This window comes from Demequina litoralis (genome assembly GCF_030418455.1).
GTDB classification, from domain to species: Bacteria; Actinomycetota; Actinomycetes; order Actinomycetales; family Demequinaceae; genus Demequina; species Demequina litoralis.
The window spans coordinates 250,731-265,837 of the sequence record NZ_JAUHPW010000003.1 but is presented as its reverse complement, the minus strand read 5'-3'; the positions used below and the strand labels follow the sequence as shown (position 1 = coordinate 265,837).

The 15,107-nt window shown below is 72.9% G+C and carries 14 protein-coding genes; 3 read left to right on the top strand and 11 right to left on the bottom strand.

The genetic code is table 11. The features are described 5' to 3' along the window. Positions 1-79: 79 nt before the first annotated feature. Genes QQX09_RS05685 through QQX09_RS05670 form a run of 4 tightly spaced genes read right to left on the bottom strand, consistent with a single transcriptional unit; the run spans position 80 to position 5,695 of the window. Positions 80-2,383: a beta-xylosidase/alpha-l-arabinosidase gene (locus tag QQX09_RS05685; RefSeq protein WP_301131787.1), complete on the bottom strand. Its 2,304-nt coding sequence runs from the start codon at positions 2,381-2,383 to the stop codon at positions 80-82. Beyond that, a complete protein-coding gene (locus QQX09_RS05680; RefSeq protein WP_301131786.1) occupies positions 2,380-3,267 on the bottom strand; it encodes a carbohydrate ABC transporter permease in 888 nt (295 codons plus the stop codon). The genes QQX09_RS05685 and QQX09_RS05680 overlap by 4 nt, the downstream gene beginning before the upstream one ends. Before the next feature lie 5 nt (positions 3,268-3,272). After that, positions 3,273-4,319, bottom strand: coding sequence for a carbohydrate ABC transporter permease (locus QQX09_RS05675; RefSeq protein ID WP_301131785.1), 1,047 nt, complete (start codon positions 4,317-4,319; stop codon positions 3,273-3,275). A gap of 35 nt (positions 4,320-4,354) precedes the next feature. Next, positions 4,355-5,695, bottom strand: coding sequence for an ABC transporter substrate-binding protein (locus QQX09_RS05670; protein WP_301131784.1), 1,341 nt, complete (start codon positions 5,693-5,695; stop codon positions 4,355-4,357). 169 nt (positions 5,696-5,864) lie between these two features. Between QQX09_RS05670 and QQX09_RS05665 the strand changes: the two genes are divergently transcribed. Then, positions 5,865-6,857 (top strand): LacI family DNA-binding transcriptional regulator, encoded by a 993-nt coding sequence (locus tag QQX09_RS05665; RefSeq protein ID WP_301131783.1) that lies wholly within the window; start codon positions 5,865-5,867, stop codon positions 6,855-6,857. Positions 6,858-6,971: 114 nt separating this feature from the next. Here the strand turns inward: QQX09_RS05665 and QQX09_RS05660 are convergent, their stop codons facing one another. From QQX09_RS05660 to QQX09_RS05630, 7 genes are read right to left on the bottom strand one after another with little or no spacing between them, the layout of a single operon-like run. Next, positions 6,972-8,117, bottom strand: coding sequence for a glycosyltransferase family 4 protein (locus QQX09_RS05660; RefSeq protein WP_301131782.1), 1,146 nt, complete (start codon positions 8,115-8,117; stop codon positions 6,972-6,974). Further along, positions 8,118-9,086: a c-type cytochrome biogenesis protein CcsB gene (gene ccsB, locus QQX09_RS05655; protein WP_301131781.1), complete on the bottom strand. Its 969-nt coding sequence runs from the start codon at positions 9,084-9,086 to the stop codon at positions 8,118-8,120. Then, positions 9,083-10,693, bottom strand: a complete 1,611-nt coding sequence (gene resB, locus QQX09_RS05650) for a cytochrome c biogenesis protein ResB (RefSeq protein ID WP_301131780.1) — start codon at positions 10,691-10,693, stop codon at positions 9,083-9,085. The genes ccsB and resB overlap by 4 nt, the downstream gene beginning before the upstream one ends. Then, the gene (locus QQX09_RS05645) at positions 10,693-11,403 is read right to left on the bottom strand and encodes a cytochrome c biogenesis CcdA family protein (RefSeq protein ID WP_301131863.1); all 711 of its coding nucleotides are present in this window, start codon (positions 11,401-11,403) and stop codon (positions 10,693-10,695) included. The genes resB and QQX09_RS05645 overlap by 1 nt, the downstream gene beginning before the upstream one ends. A 50-nt stretch (positions 11,404-11,453) precedes the next feature. After that, the gene (locus QQX09_RS05640) at positions 11,454-12,014 is read right to left on the bottom strand and encodes a TlpA family protein disulfide reductase (RefSeq protein ID WP_301131779.1); all 561 of its coding nucleotides are present in this window, start codon (positions 12,012-12,014) and stop codon (positions 11,454-11,456) included. After that, positions 12,011-12,628 (bottom strand): histidine phosphatase family protein, encoded by a 618-nt coding sequence (locus QQX09_RS05635; protein ID WP_301131778.1) that lies wholly within the window; start codon positions 12,626-12,628, stop codon positions 12,011-12,013. Before QQX09_RS05635 ends, QQX09_RS05640 begins: the two co-directional genes overlap by 4 nt. A gap of 19 nt (positions 12,629-12,647) precedes the next feature. Further along, positions 12,648-12,884, bottom strand: coding sequence for a glutaredoxin family protein (locus QQX09_RS05630; protein WP_301131777.1), 237 nt, complete (start codon positions 12,882-12,884; stop codon positions 12,648-12,650). A 51-nt stretch (positions 12,885-12,935) separates the two neighbouring features. Between QQX09_RS05630 and QQX09_RS05625 the strand changes: the two genes are divergently transcribed. Together QQX09_RS05625 and QQX09_RS05620 are read left to right on the top strand one after the other, a co-directional pair. Continuing rightward, positions 12,936-13,775 (top strand): HAD family hydrolase, encoded by an 840-nt coding sequence (locus QQX09_RS05625; RefSeq protein ID WP_301131776.1) that lies wholly within the window; start codon positions 12,936-12,938, stop codon positions 13,773-13,775. A 72-nt stretch (positions 13,776-13,847) separates the two neighbouring features. Next, entirely contained in the window at positions 13,848-15,071 is a 1,224-nt protein-coding gene (locus tag QQX09_RS05620; RefSeq protein ID WP_301131775.1) for a glycoside hydrolase family 32 protein, read from the top strand. Positions 15,072-15,107 lie beyond the last annotated feature (36 nt).

Below are 15,107 nucleotides of genomic sequence, written 5' to 3'. Positions count from 1 at the left end.
ACAGGTGAAGGGAGTGACGACTCGCCGCGTGGACGGGCCCGGCCCGGCCCACCACGCGCCGTCACACCAGCCACACGTGTCATTGGCAATCGGCGCGCACCCTCCTTGCGCTCTCGCGGCCCACCGCGCATCGTGACCCGGTGAGCGCCACGACCGCCTCGGCCTCGCGCCGCAGCGGCGTGCCGACCCACAGCTCGACCTCGCCGGGCTCGACGGCGCGCACGAGGTCGCGCCCCGAGAACGCCAGCCGCGCGGCCGGGATGTCGAGCGTGACCCGCCGCGACCCGCCCGCGCCGACCGGCACCCGCGCGAAGCCCACGAGCTGCGCGACCGGCCGCGTGAGCGACGCGCGCCGCTGGTGCGCGTAGACCTGCACCACCTCGTCGCCGTCGCGATCGCCGGTGTTGCGCACGGTCACGGACACCCGCATCGTGCCGTCCGTCGCGGCCCCGGACGCCGCGAGGTCCTCGTACGCGAAGGACGTGTACGACAGGCCCTCGCCGAAGCCGAGCGGCGGCGCAGACGACAGGTTCGTGACGTCCGTGTCGCCGCCGAGGCGCGGGTGGAGGTAGCTGTACGGCTGGGCGCCGGTGTCGCGAGGGATGCTCACGGGCAGCCGGCCCGACGGGTTGACCCGCCCCGACAGCACGCCCGCGATCGCCCGCGCGCCCTCCTCGCCCGGGAAGAAGGCCTGCACCACGGCGGCGCAGCGCTCGAGCGCCCAGCCGATCGCGTACGGGCGACCCGTCACCAGCACGAGCACCACCGGCGTGCCGGTCGCGAGCACCTCCTCGACGAGGTCGCGCTGGACGCCGGGCAGCTCGAGGGAGTCCGTGTCGCATCCCTCACCCGAGGTCCCGCGCCCGAACAGCCCCGCCTGGTCGCCGACCACGACGACGGCGACATCCGCCGCGCGCGCCGCGGACACCGCCTCGGCGAAGCCCTCGCGCGAGTCGCCCTGGACGTCGCAGCCGCGCGCGGACAGCACGGGGCCGAGCTCGTCGCGGACGGCGTCGAGCACGGTCGGCACGTCGAGCCCCAGCTCGGTGCCCGGCCGCTTGTCGAGCACGTGGTTGGCGAACGAGTAGCAGCCGAACATCGCCGCGTAGCGGTCCGCGTTCGGGCCGATGACCGCGAGGCGGGACGATGCGCCGGCGCCCTGAGCGCCGCCGTCGCCCGCCGCATCGTCCCGCGGGGCGAGCGGCAGCGTGCCGTCGTTGGCCAGGAGGACGATGCCGCGCTCGGCGAGCAGCCGGGCGACCTCGCGGTGCTCGGGGCCGTCGAGGTCGACGCCCGAGGGCGGCGGCCCGTCGAAGGTCGCGTCGAGGAGGCCGAGCGCCTCCTTCTGCGCGAGGATGCGCGCGACCGCCCGGTCGACGAGGGCCTCGGGCACCCGCCCGGACCGGACGGCGGCGGCGAGCGGCGCGAGGTACGCGTCGCCGGTGGGCAGCTCGACGTCGACGCCCGCCTCGAGGGCGAGCGCCGCGGCCTCGGAGAGGTCCTCGGCGATGCCGTGCAGGAGGTGGAGGAACGCGACTCCGAAGTAGTCGGCGACCACGACCCCGTCGAAGCCCCACTCGTCGCGCAGGACGCCCGTGAGCAGGTCGCCGTCCGCCGCGGTGGGCACGCCGTCGATCTCCGTGTAGGCGTGCATGACGGACCGCACGCCGCCGTCGACGACGGCCATCTCGAACGGCACCATCATGACGTCGCGCAGCTCGCGCGGCCCCATCGAGACGGGCCCGAAGTTGCGTCCCGAGCGCGACGCCGAGTAGCCGACGAAGTGCTTGAGCGTCGCGTGCACGCCCTCGGACTGGACGCCCTCGACGTAGCTGGTGCCGATCTCGCCGACCAGGTACGGGTCCTCGCCGATGCACTCCTCGACGCGTCCCCAGCGAGGGTCGCGCACCACGTCGAGCACGGGCGCGAGGCCCTGGTGGATGCCCAGCGCGCGGCAGTCGCGGCCGATAAGCGCGCCCATGCGCGCCACGAGCGCCGGGTCGAACGCCGCGCCCCACGTGAGCGGGCCGGGATAGGTCGCGGCCTTCCACGCGGACAGGCCGGTGAGGATCTCCTCGTGGACGATGGCCGGGATCCCCAGGCGCGTCCCCGTCACCAGCGCGCGCTGGCGCTCCCACAGGACGCGGGCCCGGGCCTCGGCGTCCACGGGCGTGGTGCCGTAGATGCGGGTGAAGTGGCCGATGCCGTGACGCGTCGCATCGTCCAGGCCGCCGGTGACGGACACCTCGCCCTGGAGGGGGGCGACCACGTCGCCCTTCTCGTCCTCCCAGAAGCCGGTGATCTGCGCGAGCTTCTCCTCGAGCGTCATCTCGGCGAGCAGCGAGGTCACGCGGGAGCTCGCCGCGAGGTCGACCGCGGTCATCCCTTCACCGCCCCGGTGAGGCCGTCGACGATGCGCCGCTCCATCAGCAGGAAGAACGCGAGCGCCGGCAGCATCGCGAGCGACGTGTACGCCATGATCATGGTCGTCGCGGCCGCGTGCTGGCCCTGGAACGTGGTGACGCCGAGCGGCAGGGTCATCCCGGCGGGGTCGCCGGTGAGCAGCAGCAGGGGCAGCAGGTAGGCGTTCCACGAGCCGATGAACGCGAGCACGCCCACCGTCACCATCGCGGGCCGGGCGAGCGGCAGCAGCATCCGCCAGAAGAAGCCGATGCGGGAGATGCCGTCCATGAACGACGCCTCCTCGAGCTCCTTGGGCAGCGCCGCGAGGAACGGCCGCAGGATGATGATCGTGACCGGCAGGCCGAAGGCGATCTGCGGGATTACCAGGCCCCACAGGCCCGAGATGCCCATGTCGCGCAGCAGCAGGTACAGCGGCAGCACGGCGACGGTGAGCGGGAACATCAGGCCGGTGGTGAAGATCACGAAGACGAGCTCGCGGCCCTTGAAGGAGTACCGTGCGAGCGGGTACGCCGCCATCGTCCCGAACAGCACCACGCCCGCGGTGGTCGCGACGGCGACCAGCGTCGAGTTGAGCAGCTGCCTCCAGAACAGCGGCTGGGACAGGATCTCCCAGTAGTTCTGCCACATGAACGGGTCGGGGAAGCCGGTGGGGTTCGCGGCGAGGTCGCCCTGGGTGCGGAAGCCGCCGAGGATGAGGTAGAGGATCGGGCCGAGGGTCAGCCCCACGCCGACGAGCGCGATGCCGACGGCGATGTAGGCGGAGCCCTCGGGCATGAGCCCCTTGCGGCGCCGCCCCTCGGGGGACGATGCGGCGGTCGGGCGGGCGGGGGTGTCGACGGACATCGTCGTCACCTGGCCTTTCGGGGGTGGGCGTTGTCGCGGCGCAGGATGGTCGCCATGTAGGCGAGCGCGATGACGAACGACAGGAGGAACATGATCACGGCGATCGCGGAGCCGTAGCCCCAGTCCGCCCGGAAGAAGCCGATCTCCATCATGTAGCTGGCGATCGTGGAGTACTGGCCGGCGGTCCCGCCGCGGTTGAGCACCCACACCATGTCGAACAGCTGGATCGAGCCGATGATCGACAGGAACGCCCAGATGCGGATGGTGGGCCCGATGAGCGGGATGTTGATGCGCCACTGGATCTGCCACCAGCTGGCGCCGTCGATCGCGGCGGCCTCCTGGAGGTCCTCGCTCACGCCGGACAGGCCGGCGAGGAACAGGATGATGGCGAGCCCCACGTACTTCCACGTGATGATGAAGAACACGGTCCAGAAGCCCCACGTGGGGTCCTCGAACCAGCCGCCCGCCGGCATGTCGAGGCCGATGGCCCGCATGAGCTCGGTCGCGATGCCGTTGGGGTCGAAGATGATGAGCCACATGGTTCCGGCGATGACCTCGCTCAGCACGTAGGGGGCGAAGATCACCACCCGCGTGAAGGCGCGGCCGCGGAAGCGGCGGTTGAGGGTGAGCGCGACCGCCAGCGCGATGGGCAGCTGGACCGCCATCGACAGGAAGATGATCGCGAAGTTGTGGCTGAGGGCCTCCCAGAAGGGCTGGGAGTAGGCCGTGGTGAAGGCCTGCTGGGTGGCGGGGTCGGTGCCGCCGAAGAGCGCCCGCGCGTAGTTCTCGAGGCCGATGAACTCGGCGTCGGAGAACTGCGAGACGCCGTTCCACTTGTAGAGGCTGAACCGGGCCGCCGAGACGACCGGGTAGACGACGAAGGTGAGGAAGAGCGCCATCGCCGGGCCCACGAAGAGGGCGATCTCCGCCCACTTGCGTGCCGTCGCCCGGCGGGTGTGCTCGGTTGCAGGGGTCACCGGGCGGGACCCCGCCGCCGACGTGGTGTCGACGGCGGGGGCCGCGCTGCGACCCGAGGCCTCCAGTGCGGTCACCAGGGAGCCTCGCTTTCTTGTCGCAGGGATCGGTGTCAGGAGGTGGCCGCGGCCGCGGTCATCATGTCGACGACACCCTGGGCGTCGCCCGTGCCGTTGAAGATGTTGACGATGCCGTCGTTCATGGCGCCGCCCACGTTCGGGCCGAGCAGGGTGTCCATCCAGAGCTGGACGTACGCCGCGCTCGAGGTGGTCTGCGCGATCTCCTGGAGGACCGGGTCGGTGACCGCGTCCGCCGCCGCCGGGGCCACCGGCAGGCCGCCCACGGCCTCCGCGTAGCCGCGCTGGACGTCGTCGCTGACGATGTACGCGAGGAAGTCCGCGCACTCCGCCGGGGCGTCCACGTAGCAGGAGAAGCCGTCGCCGCCGCCCATCGCCGCGGACGGGTCGCCGGAGCCGCCGTCGGTGGCGGGCATCGGGAACCAGTCGAGGTCGTCGTGCAGCGCCGCGATCGCCTCGTCCGAGCCGTCGGTGAAGCCCTCGTACACGAAGTAGTTCCACTGGCCCATGAGCTCCATGGCGGCCTTGCCGTTGGCCACCATGCCCGCCGACGAGGTCGCGCCGGTCTGGGCGACGGTCGACGTGAACTGGGGCTGGAACGGCTCGGTGCCGAGGAAGTCCTCGAGCTGGGTGCCGGCGTCGAGCCAGCACGGGTCCGAGAAGTCGAGGCCGGTGCCGGCGCTCGCGACCACGTCCTGCGCGCAGGAGCGCAGTGCGAAGTTGTACCACCAGTGCGCGGCGGGCCAGCCGTCCGAGGCGCCCACGGCGATCGGCACGATGCCGGCGTCCTTGAGCTTCTCGACGGCGTCGCCGAGCTCCGCCATGGTGGTGGGCTCCTCGGTGATGCCGGCCTCCTCGAAGAGCGAGGGGCGGTACCAGATGCCCTCGACCGCGAACTGGAACGGCAGGCCGTAGGTGACGCCCTCGACCTGCCACGGGGCGACGCCGCCGCCGAGGCGGTCGATGTCCGCGGACAGGGTGTCGGACAGGTCCATGAGGTAGCCGGCCTCCGCCTGCGCCGCCATCTCGCCGCCGCCCCACTGCTGGAACAGGTCGGGCGCGTCGCCCGACTGCAGCGCGGTGGGGATGCGCGTGCGCTGGAGGTCCTCGTTCTGGATCTGCTCGATCTCGATCGTCACGTTGGGGTGGTCCGCCATGTAGTCGGCCGCGACCGTGTCCCAGTAGTCACCGAGCGAGTTCTCGCCGGTGTCGCCCGCCACTCCGTTGTGCCACCACGTGAGGGTGACAGGGGCGTCGCCCGAACCGCCGTCGGTGGCGTCGGCAGAGCTGCCGTCCTCCCCCGCCTCGGTCGAGCTGCACGCCGCCAGCAGCGCCATGGATGCCGCGATCGCCGCTCCCGCAGCGGCTCGTCGCATGTTCGCCATGATGTCCCCTTTCGTCTCCATTGACTCAGGCCGAACAGTGGCGAGTCTGGCACCGGTCCGCCACGTTCGTCAAACGTTATCGATAACGTTTTCGCAACGGGGTGGCGGACGGCCGCCCGAGGACGCCCGGCGACGCGCGAGGCCCGCTAGCATGCGAGGCATGGAACCGGTCGCCCGCGTCAAGCTCGCCGACGTGGCCCGCAGGGCGGGCGTCTCGGTGGCGACCGTGTCCAAGGTGGTGAACGGCCGCTACGGGGTCTCGAAGGACACGATCGCCAAGGTCCAGCGCGTCATCGACGAGCTCGGCTACGCGGGCAACCTGTCGGCCGCAGCGCTGCGCGGCCAGCGCACCAACGTGCTCGGCATCCTCGTGGCCGGCTTCGAGCCCTTCTCCGCGGAGCTCATGAAGGGCGCCTGGACCGGGGCCGAGGGCAGCGGCTACGAGCTGCTCGCCCACTCGGGGGGCCACGGCCACGGCTGGGAGCGGCGCTCGCTCGCGCGGCTCGCGGGCACCCTCATCGACGGCGCGATCCTCGTCACGCCCACGGTCCTCAACACGGAGACCGGCGTGCCCGTGGTCGCGATCGACCCGCACTACGGCCCGTCGCCGCTCCCGACCGTCGACTCCGACAACTACGGCGGCGCGCGGGCCGCGACGGACCACCTGCTGGGCCTCGGCCACCGCCGCATCGGCTTCCTGGGCGGGCGCCGCGACCTCGACTCGGGGCGCCGCCGCGAGGACGGCTTCCGCGACGCGATGGAGGCCGCCGGCGTCGAGGTCGACGAGGACCTAGTCGTGGAGACGAGCTACGAGCCCGAGCTCGCGGCCGCCGCCGCCGAGTCGATGCTCGGCCTCCCGGACGCGCCCACCGCGATCTTCGCGGCGAACGACACCACTGCCCTCGCGGTCATGGACGTCGCCGCCGACATGGGGGTGCCGGTGCCGCACGAGCTGTCGATCGTGGGCTTCGACGACATCCCCGAGGCGGCCGGCGCGGAGGTGCCGCTCACCACGGTCCGCCAGCCGCTCCAGGCGATGGGCGCCGAGGCGATGGAGATGCTGCTCCTGCTGGTGCGCGGGGAGGAGTGCGAGCAGCACGTGCGGATGGACACGTCGCTCATCGTGAGAGGCTCGACGGCCCCGCCCCGCTGACCCCTCAGCGATTCCCAATGACAAGAGTGAAGGATGTGACAGGCCCGCACGCGGGCCGAGTCACACCAGCCACACGTGTCATGGGGAATCCCATCGGGAATCCCGTCCAGACCCTCATCGGGAAGCGGAGGGGCCGTACAGCTCCAGCACCTGGGCTCCGACCGTCTCGACGTCGAAGCGCGCGACCCGGGAGGCCTGCTCCGCGTGCAGCTCGGCACGCAGATCGGCGTCCTCGATGAGCCGCCGGAGCGCCGCCGCGAAGCCCTCGGCGTCGCGCGCGTCGACGGAGACCCGCGCATCGTCCCCGATCACCGAGAGGTAGCCGGGGTTCGCACCCGCGAGCACCATGCCCGAGCCGCGCCCGGCCTGCGACGCCATCGCCTCGACCAGCACGATCCCGAAGCTCTCGCCGCCGGTCGCGGGGAACACCGCGATGTCCGCGTCGGCGTAGAACGCGGCCTTGTCCTGCTCGGCGACGAAGCCGGGCAGCGACACCCGCGCCAGCGCGCTCACCTCGATCGCGGCCTCGAGCGCGCCCAGCAGCGGCCCCTTGCCGCCGATGCGCACGTCGATCCGGTCCTGCACCTCGACGGGCAGCGCATCCAGCGCATGCACAAGCTCGAGCACGCCCTTGCGCTCGACGAGCCGGCCGAGGAACGCGACGACCAGCCGGCCGTCCGCACCCGGCACCCGCTCGGCCGCGGCGGCGGAAGCCGCGAAGCCCGCGACGTCGACGGGGCACGGGATCACCCGCGCCGAGATCCCGAACGCGGACGCGGCGAACTCGCGCGCCGGCTCGGACACCGCGCAGAACGCGTCGAACCTGCGCAGGTTGCGCCGCAGCACCCGCCCGAGCAGGTGCGTCCCCCACGAGGACACCTTGCCGTCGGGAAGGATGTGGAAGGTGCCGACGATGCGCACGGCGTCCCCGAAGAGCCTCCGCGCCTCGTCCACCACGCGCGCGGCGAACAGCGGCGAGTGCGGCGTCTGGACGTGGATGACGTCGTAGCGCTCGCGCTCGAGCACCGCACGGATCCCGGCGCGCGACGCGGGCAGCGGGACGCGCAGCCCGTTGCCGTTGAACGTCACGCCGACGTTGCGCGCGAGCGAGTGGACGGTCACGTCGGTGCGCTCGGCGGACGAGCTGAGGTAATGCACCTCGTGGCCCTCGCGGGACAGGTACGCGCCCAGCGTGAGGACGTACTGCTGGACCCCGTCGGTCCGGTCGATGCTGTCGTCCAGGACCAGCGCGATCCTCACTCAGGACCCCGCATACGTGTGAAGGCCCTGGAAGAACAGGTTGACCACGGTGAAGTTCATGATGAGCGCGGTGAAGCCGGCGATCGCGAGCCACGCGCTGCGGCGGCCGGCCCAGCCCTGGGTGGTGCGCGCGTGGAGGTACGCGGCGTAGAGCACCCAGATGACGAAGGACCAGACCTCCTTGGGGTCCCAGCCCCAGTAGCGGCCCCACGCGTGCTCGGCCCAGATCGCGCCGGCCATCACCGTGAACGTCCACAGCACGAAGCCGACGGCGTTGAGCCGGAAGGACAGCGCCTCGAGGGACGATGCGGCGGGCACCGCGTCGAGCCAGCGCATCCGGTCGCCGGTCCAGCGCGAGCCTCCGTCGCGCGAGTCGCGCATGAGCTGCAGCGCGCTCACCACGAACGAGACCGCGAAGATGCCGGTGACGATGGTGGCGATCGACACGTGGATGATCAGCCAGTAGCTCTGCAGCGCGGGCGGCAGCGTGTCGACGTCCTTGTAGAGGACGGTGAGCGCGAGGCCGAGCGAGATGGTCGCCATGCCCGTGACGCCTGCGCCGAGGTACGCGACGTCGCGCCGGCGCTGCAGGACGAGGAACGCGACCACCGCGAAGAACGAGCCCGAGATCGTGTACTCGTACATGTTCGACCACGGCACGTGGCCGGCGTCGATGCCGCGCGCGGCCAGGCCCACGCCGTGGAGGACCGCGCCGACGAGCGTGCTCGAGCGGGCGATGCCCGCGGCCTTCGCGGAGCGCGCGCCACGGGACGATGCGGCGGGCGCCTCGCCGCCGGACGTCGACGGCGTCGCGGGCCCGCCGGCGCCCACGGGCACGGCTGCGGCGGCCCTGGCGGCCACCTTCTCGTCGGCCACGCGGGCCAGGCGGATCGCGTAGGCGACCATCGCGATCGCGTAGAGGACGGTCGCGCCGCCCAGCGCCATCACGCTGAGGTCGGTCGGATTCATGGCTGCTCTCTCTCCCCCGCCTCGGGGGCCGGATCGCGGCCCGCCGCGGCGGCCATGGCGCGCTCGAGGACCACCCCGACGCCCGCATCGTGCGCCGGCGCATACGCGGCGCCGGTGACCACTGTAGTTCCGTCCTCCGCACGCGCGACCACCCACACCTTGCGGCGGGAGGCGAACAGCGACGTCGCGAGGCCCGCGAGCGTCAGCATCGCGGCGACGAGGAGGAACGGCAGCGACGGGTCCGCGCGGAGGTCGAAGGCGCCGTAGCGCGGCAGCTCCTCGAACGTCACGGAGCCGAGGCCGTCGGGCAGCTCGACCGTCTCCCCGAGCGCGAGGCGCAGCGTCACGGGCAGGCCCTCGTCGTCCTGGACGGGGCTGAGCTGGGACTCGTCGAGCGTGTAGACGTTCTGCGGCACGCCGGCGTCGAGGCCGAGGTCGCCCGTGTACGCGGTCATCTCGATGACCGGGTTCGCGGGGTCGGGGTGCACCGAGCCGACCGCGAAGGGGCCCTCGACGAAGCTCGGGTACAGCGTCGCCTTGAAGCCGAGTTGCTCGCCCGTGGTGACGTCCGGCACCTTGACGACGCCGGTCGAGGTGTAGGCGGCATCCTGCGCGAGGAACACGACGGGCCCCGAGAACGCCACCTCGCCCGCGGCGTCGCGGACGGTGAGGACGGGCGCGTAGCCGTTGCCCTGGAGGTAGATCTTCGCGTCGCCGGACTCGAGCGGGTGGTTGACGGCGATGGTCTCCGCGACCGGCGCCTCGCCGGGCTCGGTGAACGCGACGTTCGCCTGGAAGTGCAGCGGGCGCCCCGTGTCGGAGAACGATGCGTCGAGCGAGTCGAGCCGCAGCGTGAACGGGTCGAGGTCGGAGGCGTCGAAGAGGCTGCCCGAGGAGAACGTGTCGTACGCCGCGACGGCGTTCGTGAAGGAGCGCCCCTCGACCACGATCGCCTGACCGCGGTAGGTGAACAGCGTGCCGTAGGCGACGGCGACGAGCACGAGCACGAGCGACGCGTGGAACACGAGGTTGCCGAGCTCGCGCACGTGGCCGGTCTCCGCCGCGAGCGCGATCGCGCCGTCGTCGCGGCGGTCGACGCGCACGCGGTAGCCGCGGACGGCGCCCAGCCAGCCCGCGCGCGGTCGCAGCACCGCGCGGGCGGCCGCGACCGCATCGTCCGGCGTGGCATCGATGTGCTCGGGACCCGTGCCGTCGTAGCGCGCGAGGGAGCGCGGCGTGGCCGCGACCGGGCGGCGCAGCTCGCGGTAGTGGTGGATCGCGCGCGGCGTGATGCAGCCGATGAGCGATGCGAACAGCAGCAGGTAGATCGCCGTGAACCACGCCGAGCCGAAGACGTCGAGGAAGCCGGTGGCGTCGAGGACGGGGCCCCAGAAGGCGTTGTCGGCGACGAACTGGCGGGTCGCCGCGGCGTCCTGGGGCCACTGCGGCAGCACCGAGCCCGGGATGGACGCGAGCGCGAGCAGGAGCAGCAGGATGAGCGCGACGCGCATCGACGTGACCTGGCGCCAGATCCACCGCAGCCAGCCCGTGAACCCCAGGCGCGGCGCGGCGGGCACCACGTAGTTGTCGAGCTTGACGCGGGCCATCAGACGGCGACCCAGAACGAGTCGATCCAGCCCTGGAGCTGCGCGGTGAGGCTGTCCCACAGCCCGGTGACGAGCAGCACGCCGAGCACGATGAGCAGCGCGCCGCCGACGCGCATGAGCGCGAGCCGGTGGCGGCGCAGCCAGCCGAGCACCTTGCCGGAACGCTCGAACAGGGCCGCGAGCAGGATGAAGGGCAGGCCCAGCCCGATGCAGTAGGCGACGGCGAGCGCGACGCCGCGGCCCTGCGTCGCCTCCGACAGGCCGAGCGCGTAGACCGCGCCGAGCGTCGGGCCGATGCACGGGGTCCAGCCGAGCCCGAACGCCACGCCCAGGATCGGGGCGCCCGCGAGGCCCGCGGTGGGGCTGACGTGGAGGCGCTTCTCGGTCTGCAGGAAGGGCAGCGCGCCCATGAAGGCGAAGCCGAGCAGGATGATCACGACGCCGAGCAGCCGCGTGATGAGCGAGAGGTACGGGGCCAGCACCGCGCCCAGCGAGGACGCGAGGAAGCCGAACGTGATGAACACCGCGGAGAAGCCGAGGACGAACAGCAGCGCGCCGACCACCAGCCTGGGCTTGGACGCCTTGCCCGTGCCGCCGGCGCCCGCCATGCCGGACACGTAGCCGAGGTACCCGGGCACCAGCGGCACCACGCACGGGGAGGCGAAGCTCACGAGGCCCGCGAGGATCGCGACGGGCACGGCGAGCAGCATCGAGCCGCTCAGCGCGATGCCGGCGAACGAGGCGTCCGCGGCGAGCGCGATCACGCGGCCGCCCCGGCGGCCTCGTCGACCAGCGACCGCAGGGTCGAGGGGTCCGCGGTGCCGATGATCCGGGCGTACAGCGCGCCCTCGGGGTCGACCACCAGGGTGGTGGGCACCGCGTTCATCGCGACGATGCCCTGGAGCGTGGCGGTGGCGGCGCCGTCGGTGTCGTCGATCGACGGGTACGCGATGCCGAAGGTGCGGTCGAAGGCCTCGACGGTGGGCGCATCGTCGCGGCCGTTGACGCCGATCACCTGGACGTCGTCTCGCGCGTCCAGCGCAGCGATGTCGGGAGCCTCCGCGCGGCACGGCGGGCACGAGGCGTACCAGACGTTGATGAGCACCACCTGGCCGCGGTAGTCGGCCACGTCGACGGCGTCGCCCTGGAAGGACGTGCCCGCGAGGGCGACCTCGACGCCGTCGTCGAACACCGTCACCGTGCCGTCGCCCGAGACGTAGCCGGGCGACTGGGCGGCGTCGCCGGGCGCGCAGCCGACGACGGTGAGGACGATGGCGAGGACGATCGCGGCAAGGATCGCGATGCGGGCGGCGGGCCTCACCTGGGCGCCTCGATGTGGGCGGCAGGCGCGCTGTAGCCGACGAAGGAGACGCGGTCGCCGTCGACGTCGAAGCTCGTGAGCGACGCCAGCGCGCACTCGCGCGAGCGCGGGTCGTGGACGAACGAGCGGCCCTCGGCTGCGCAGCGCGCGACCCAGATCGGCAGCTGGTGGCTCACCATGACGGTCTCGGAGCCGGGGTTCGCGGCGGCGGCGTCGACGATCGCGGCGTGCATGCGCGCCGCCTGCTCCTTGTAGGGCTCGCCCCACGACGGGCGGAAGGGGTTGCGCAGCAGCCACCAGTTCCGCGGGTGGGCGAGGGTGAGCGGGGTGGGGGTCGGGCCGCCGGCGAAGGCGTTGTCGGCCTCGATGATCCGCTCGTCCGTCGCGATGTCGAGGCCGTACGCGGCGGCGACGGGCGCGGCGGTCTGCTGGGCGCGCAGCAGCGGCGACGCGACCACGCGGCCCACCTTCGCCCCGGAGCCCACGAGGTGGTCCGCGACGGCCTGCGCCATCTGCTGCCCCGCATCGGACAGGCGGAACTCGGGAAGGCGGCCGTACAGCACCCCGTCGGGGTTGTGGACATGGCCGTGGCGAAGGACGTGCACGCGGGACATGGGTCCTATTGTCACCCGGTTACGAGAGGGCTCCGCGCAGCCTCTCGGGGTCGATGCGCCAGAACCCGACGGTCTCGCCGTCGACGGTCGCCACGGGGATCTCGTCGCCGTAACGCGCGCGCAGCTCCGGATCGGCGTCGATGTCGACCTCCTCCCAGTCCTGCTCGAGCGCGGCGCAGGCCGCGGCGACCACGTCGCGGGCGTCCTCGCAGAGGTGGCAGCCGACGCGGGTGTAGAGCATGACGCGGGCGGGCATGCTCCCAGGATAGGCACGGGGGATGCTTGCGCATCTCGGTACAGTTGAGCGGTGACCACGGACGCCGAGCACGCCCCCGCACGGGTCGCCGCGTTCTTCGACGTCGATAACACGGTCATCCGGGGCGCGAGCTCGTTCCACATCGCGCGCGGCCTGTGGCAGCGCGACTACTTCAACCTCCGCGACATCCTCAAGCTCGGGTACGAGCAGGCCACCTACGTCCTCTTCGGCGAGACGAAGGACCAGATGGACCGGATCCGCGAGCAGGGCCTGGGCATCATCAAGGGGTGGTCCGTGGCGGAGATGACCGCGGTCGCCGAAGAGGTCTACGACGAGCTGCTCGCCAGCCGCGTCTACCCCGGCACCAAGGCGATCATCGACGAGCACCTCGAGCGTGGCGACGAGGTGTGGTTCGTCACGGCCTCCCCCATCGAGGTCGGGCGCCTGATCGCGCGGCGCATCGGCGCGACCGGCGCGCTGGGCACCGTCGCGGAGCACCGCGACGGCCACTACACCGGCCGGCTCGAGAGCGACTTCCTCCACGGCCCGGCCAAGGCCACGGCGGTGCGGGCGCTCGCCGCCGAGCGCGGCGTCGACCTCGCCGCGAGCCACGCGTACGGCGACTCGGTCAACGACGCGGCGATGCTCGAGGTGGTCGGCCACCCGTGCACCATCAACCCGGATCCGCGGATGCGCCGGCTCGCCAAGGAGCGCGGCTGGCAGGTGCGCGAGTTCCGCAAGCGCCGCAAGAGCGGCCGCCGCGGCATCGTGAAGTCGTCGGTCACGGGCGCCGCGTGGGTCACGATCCAGGTGACACGCGGCGTCAAGGCGGCGCTGCGCACGCTGCTCGGCAGGCCCCGCCGCGAGTCGGAGGGCGCGCGCGAGGCCTGAGCGCATCGTGCCGCGCGCCGCTGCCGGCGCTCGACCCTGCGGACCCGACCCCGCCCGCGCCAGGATGGGGTCATGGACGCCTTCCCCCGCCTCCACCCGCGTCCCGCGACGGGCTGGGTCAACGACCCGAACGGCCTCGGCCGGTGGGACGGCCGCTGGCACGTGATGATGCAGTGGAACCCCCACGCGCCGCGCTGGGGGGACATCCACTGGGCCCACGTCAGCTCCCCCGACCTCGTGTCATGGACCGAGCACGCGCCCGCGCTGGTGCCGCGGGAGGGCTCCATCGATGCGGGTGGATGCTGGTCGGGGGTCGCGGTCGCGGACGGCGCCGGCCCGCCCCGCCTGGTCTACAGCGCCACGCCGGCGGGACCGGCAGAGGTCGGCGTCGCGATCGCGACCGCGCGCGACGACGGCACCTGGGCCCCACCCGACGCCATGACGCTTGCCCACCCCGCCGATCCCCGCATCAAGGACGTCCGCGACCCGTTCGTCTTCAGCTGGCGGGGCCGGCGCTACGCGCTCCAGGGCTCACGCCTCGACGACCGCGGCGCGGTCCTCCTGTGGGACGCGGCCGACCTCGACGCCTGGGTCCCGCTGGGCACCCTGCTGCGCGCCGACGACGTCCCCGACCATCTGCCGCGCGTCGGCGACGTCTGGGAGTGCCCGCAGCTGGTCGCGATCGGCGGGCGCTGGGTGCTGGTCGTGTCGTGGCTTCTGCTCGACCACTCGGCGCGCGGCACCTTCGCCTTCACGGGCGATCTCGCCGACGCGGGAGGCGCTCCCGCCTTCACCCCCGCCGCCGCGGTCCCCTTCGACGGCGGGCCGGATTTCTACGCGCCGCAGCTGCTCGCGGTGGACGGGCGCGTGCTCGCGATCGGCTGGAGCGACGAGGCGCGCCCGCAGGCCGCGGTCGACGCGGCGGGCTGGGCAGGTACGCTCACCTTCCCCCGCGAGGTGGTGCTGGACGAGACGGGGCTCGCCAGGATGCGACCCGTCGCGGAGCTCCGTGCGCTGGTGGGCGAGCCGGTCGACCCGGCTCGAGGCATCGCCCTCACGGCGTGGACGGCCGCGGTCGAGGGACCGTGGTCGCTCGCCGTCGCACGCGAGGGCGGTGGTGCCGCGCCCCGCGAGGTGTGCGGCGGTGAGGACGACGCCGAGGTCTGGGTCGACGGGTCGATCGTCGAGGTGTTCGACCGGGAGGGCTCGCGCACCTTCCGCGCGTACCCGGCGGAGGGGGAGCGCTGGGCGCTGGAGGCGACGGCCGCGCGGGCGCACGCGTTGGCGCTCCCCTAGCCGGGCCCTGCCGGGCTCCGACCCCGACCCCGCCGG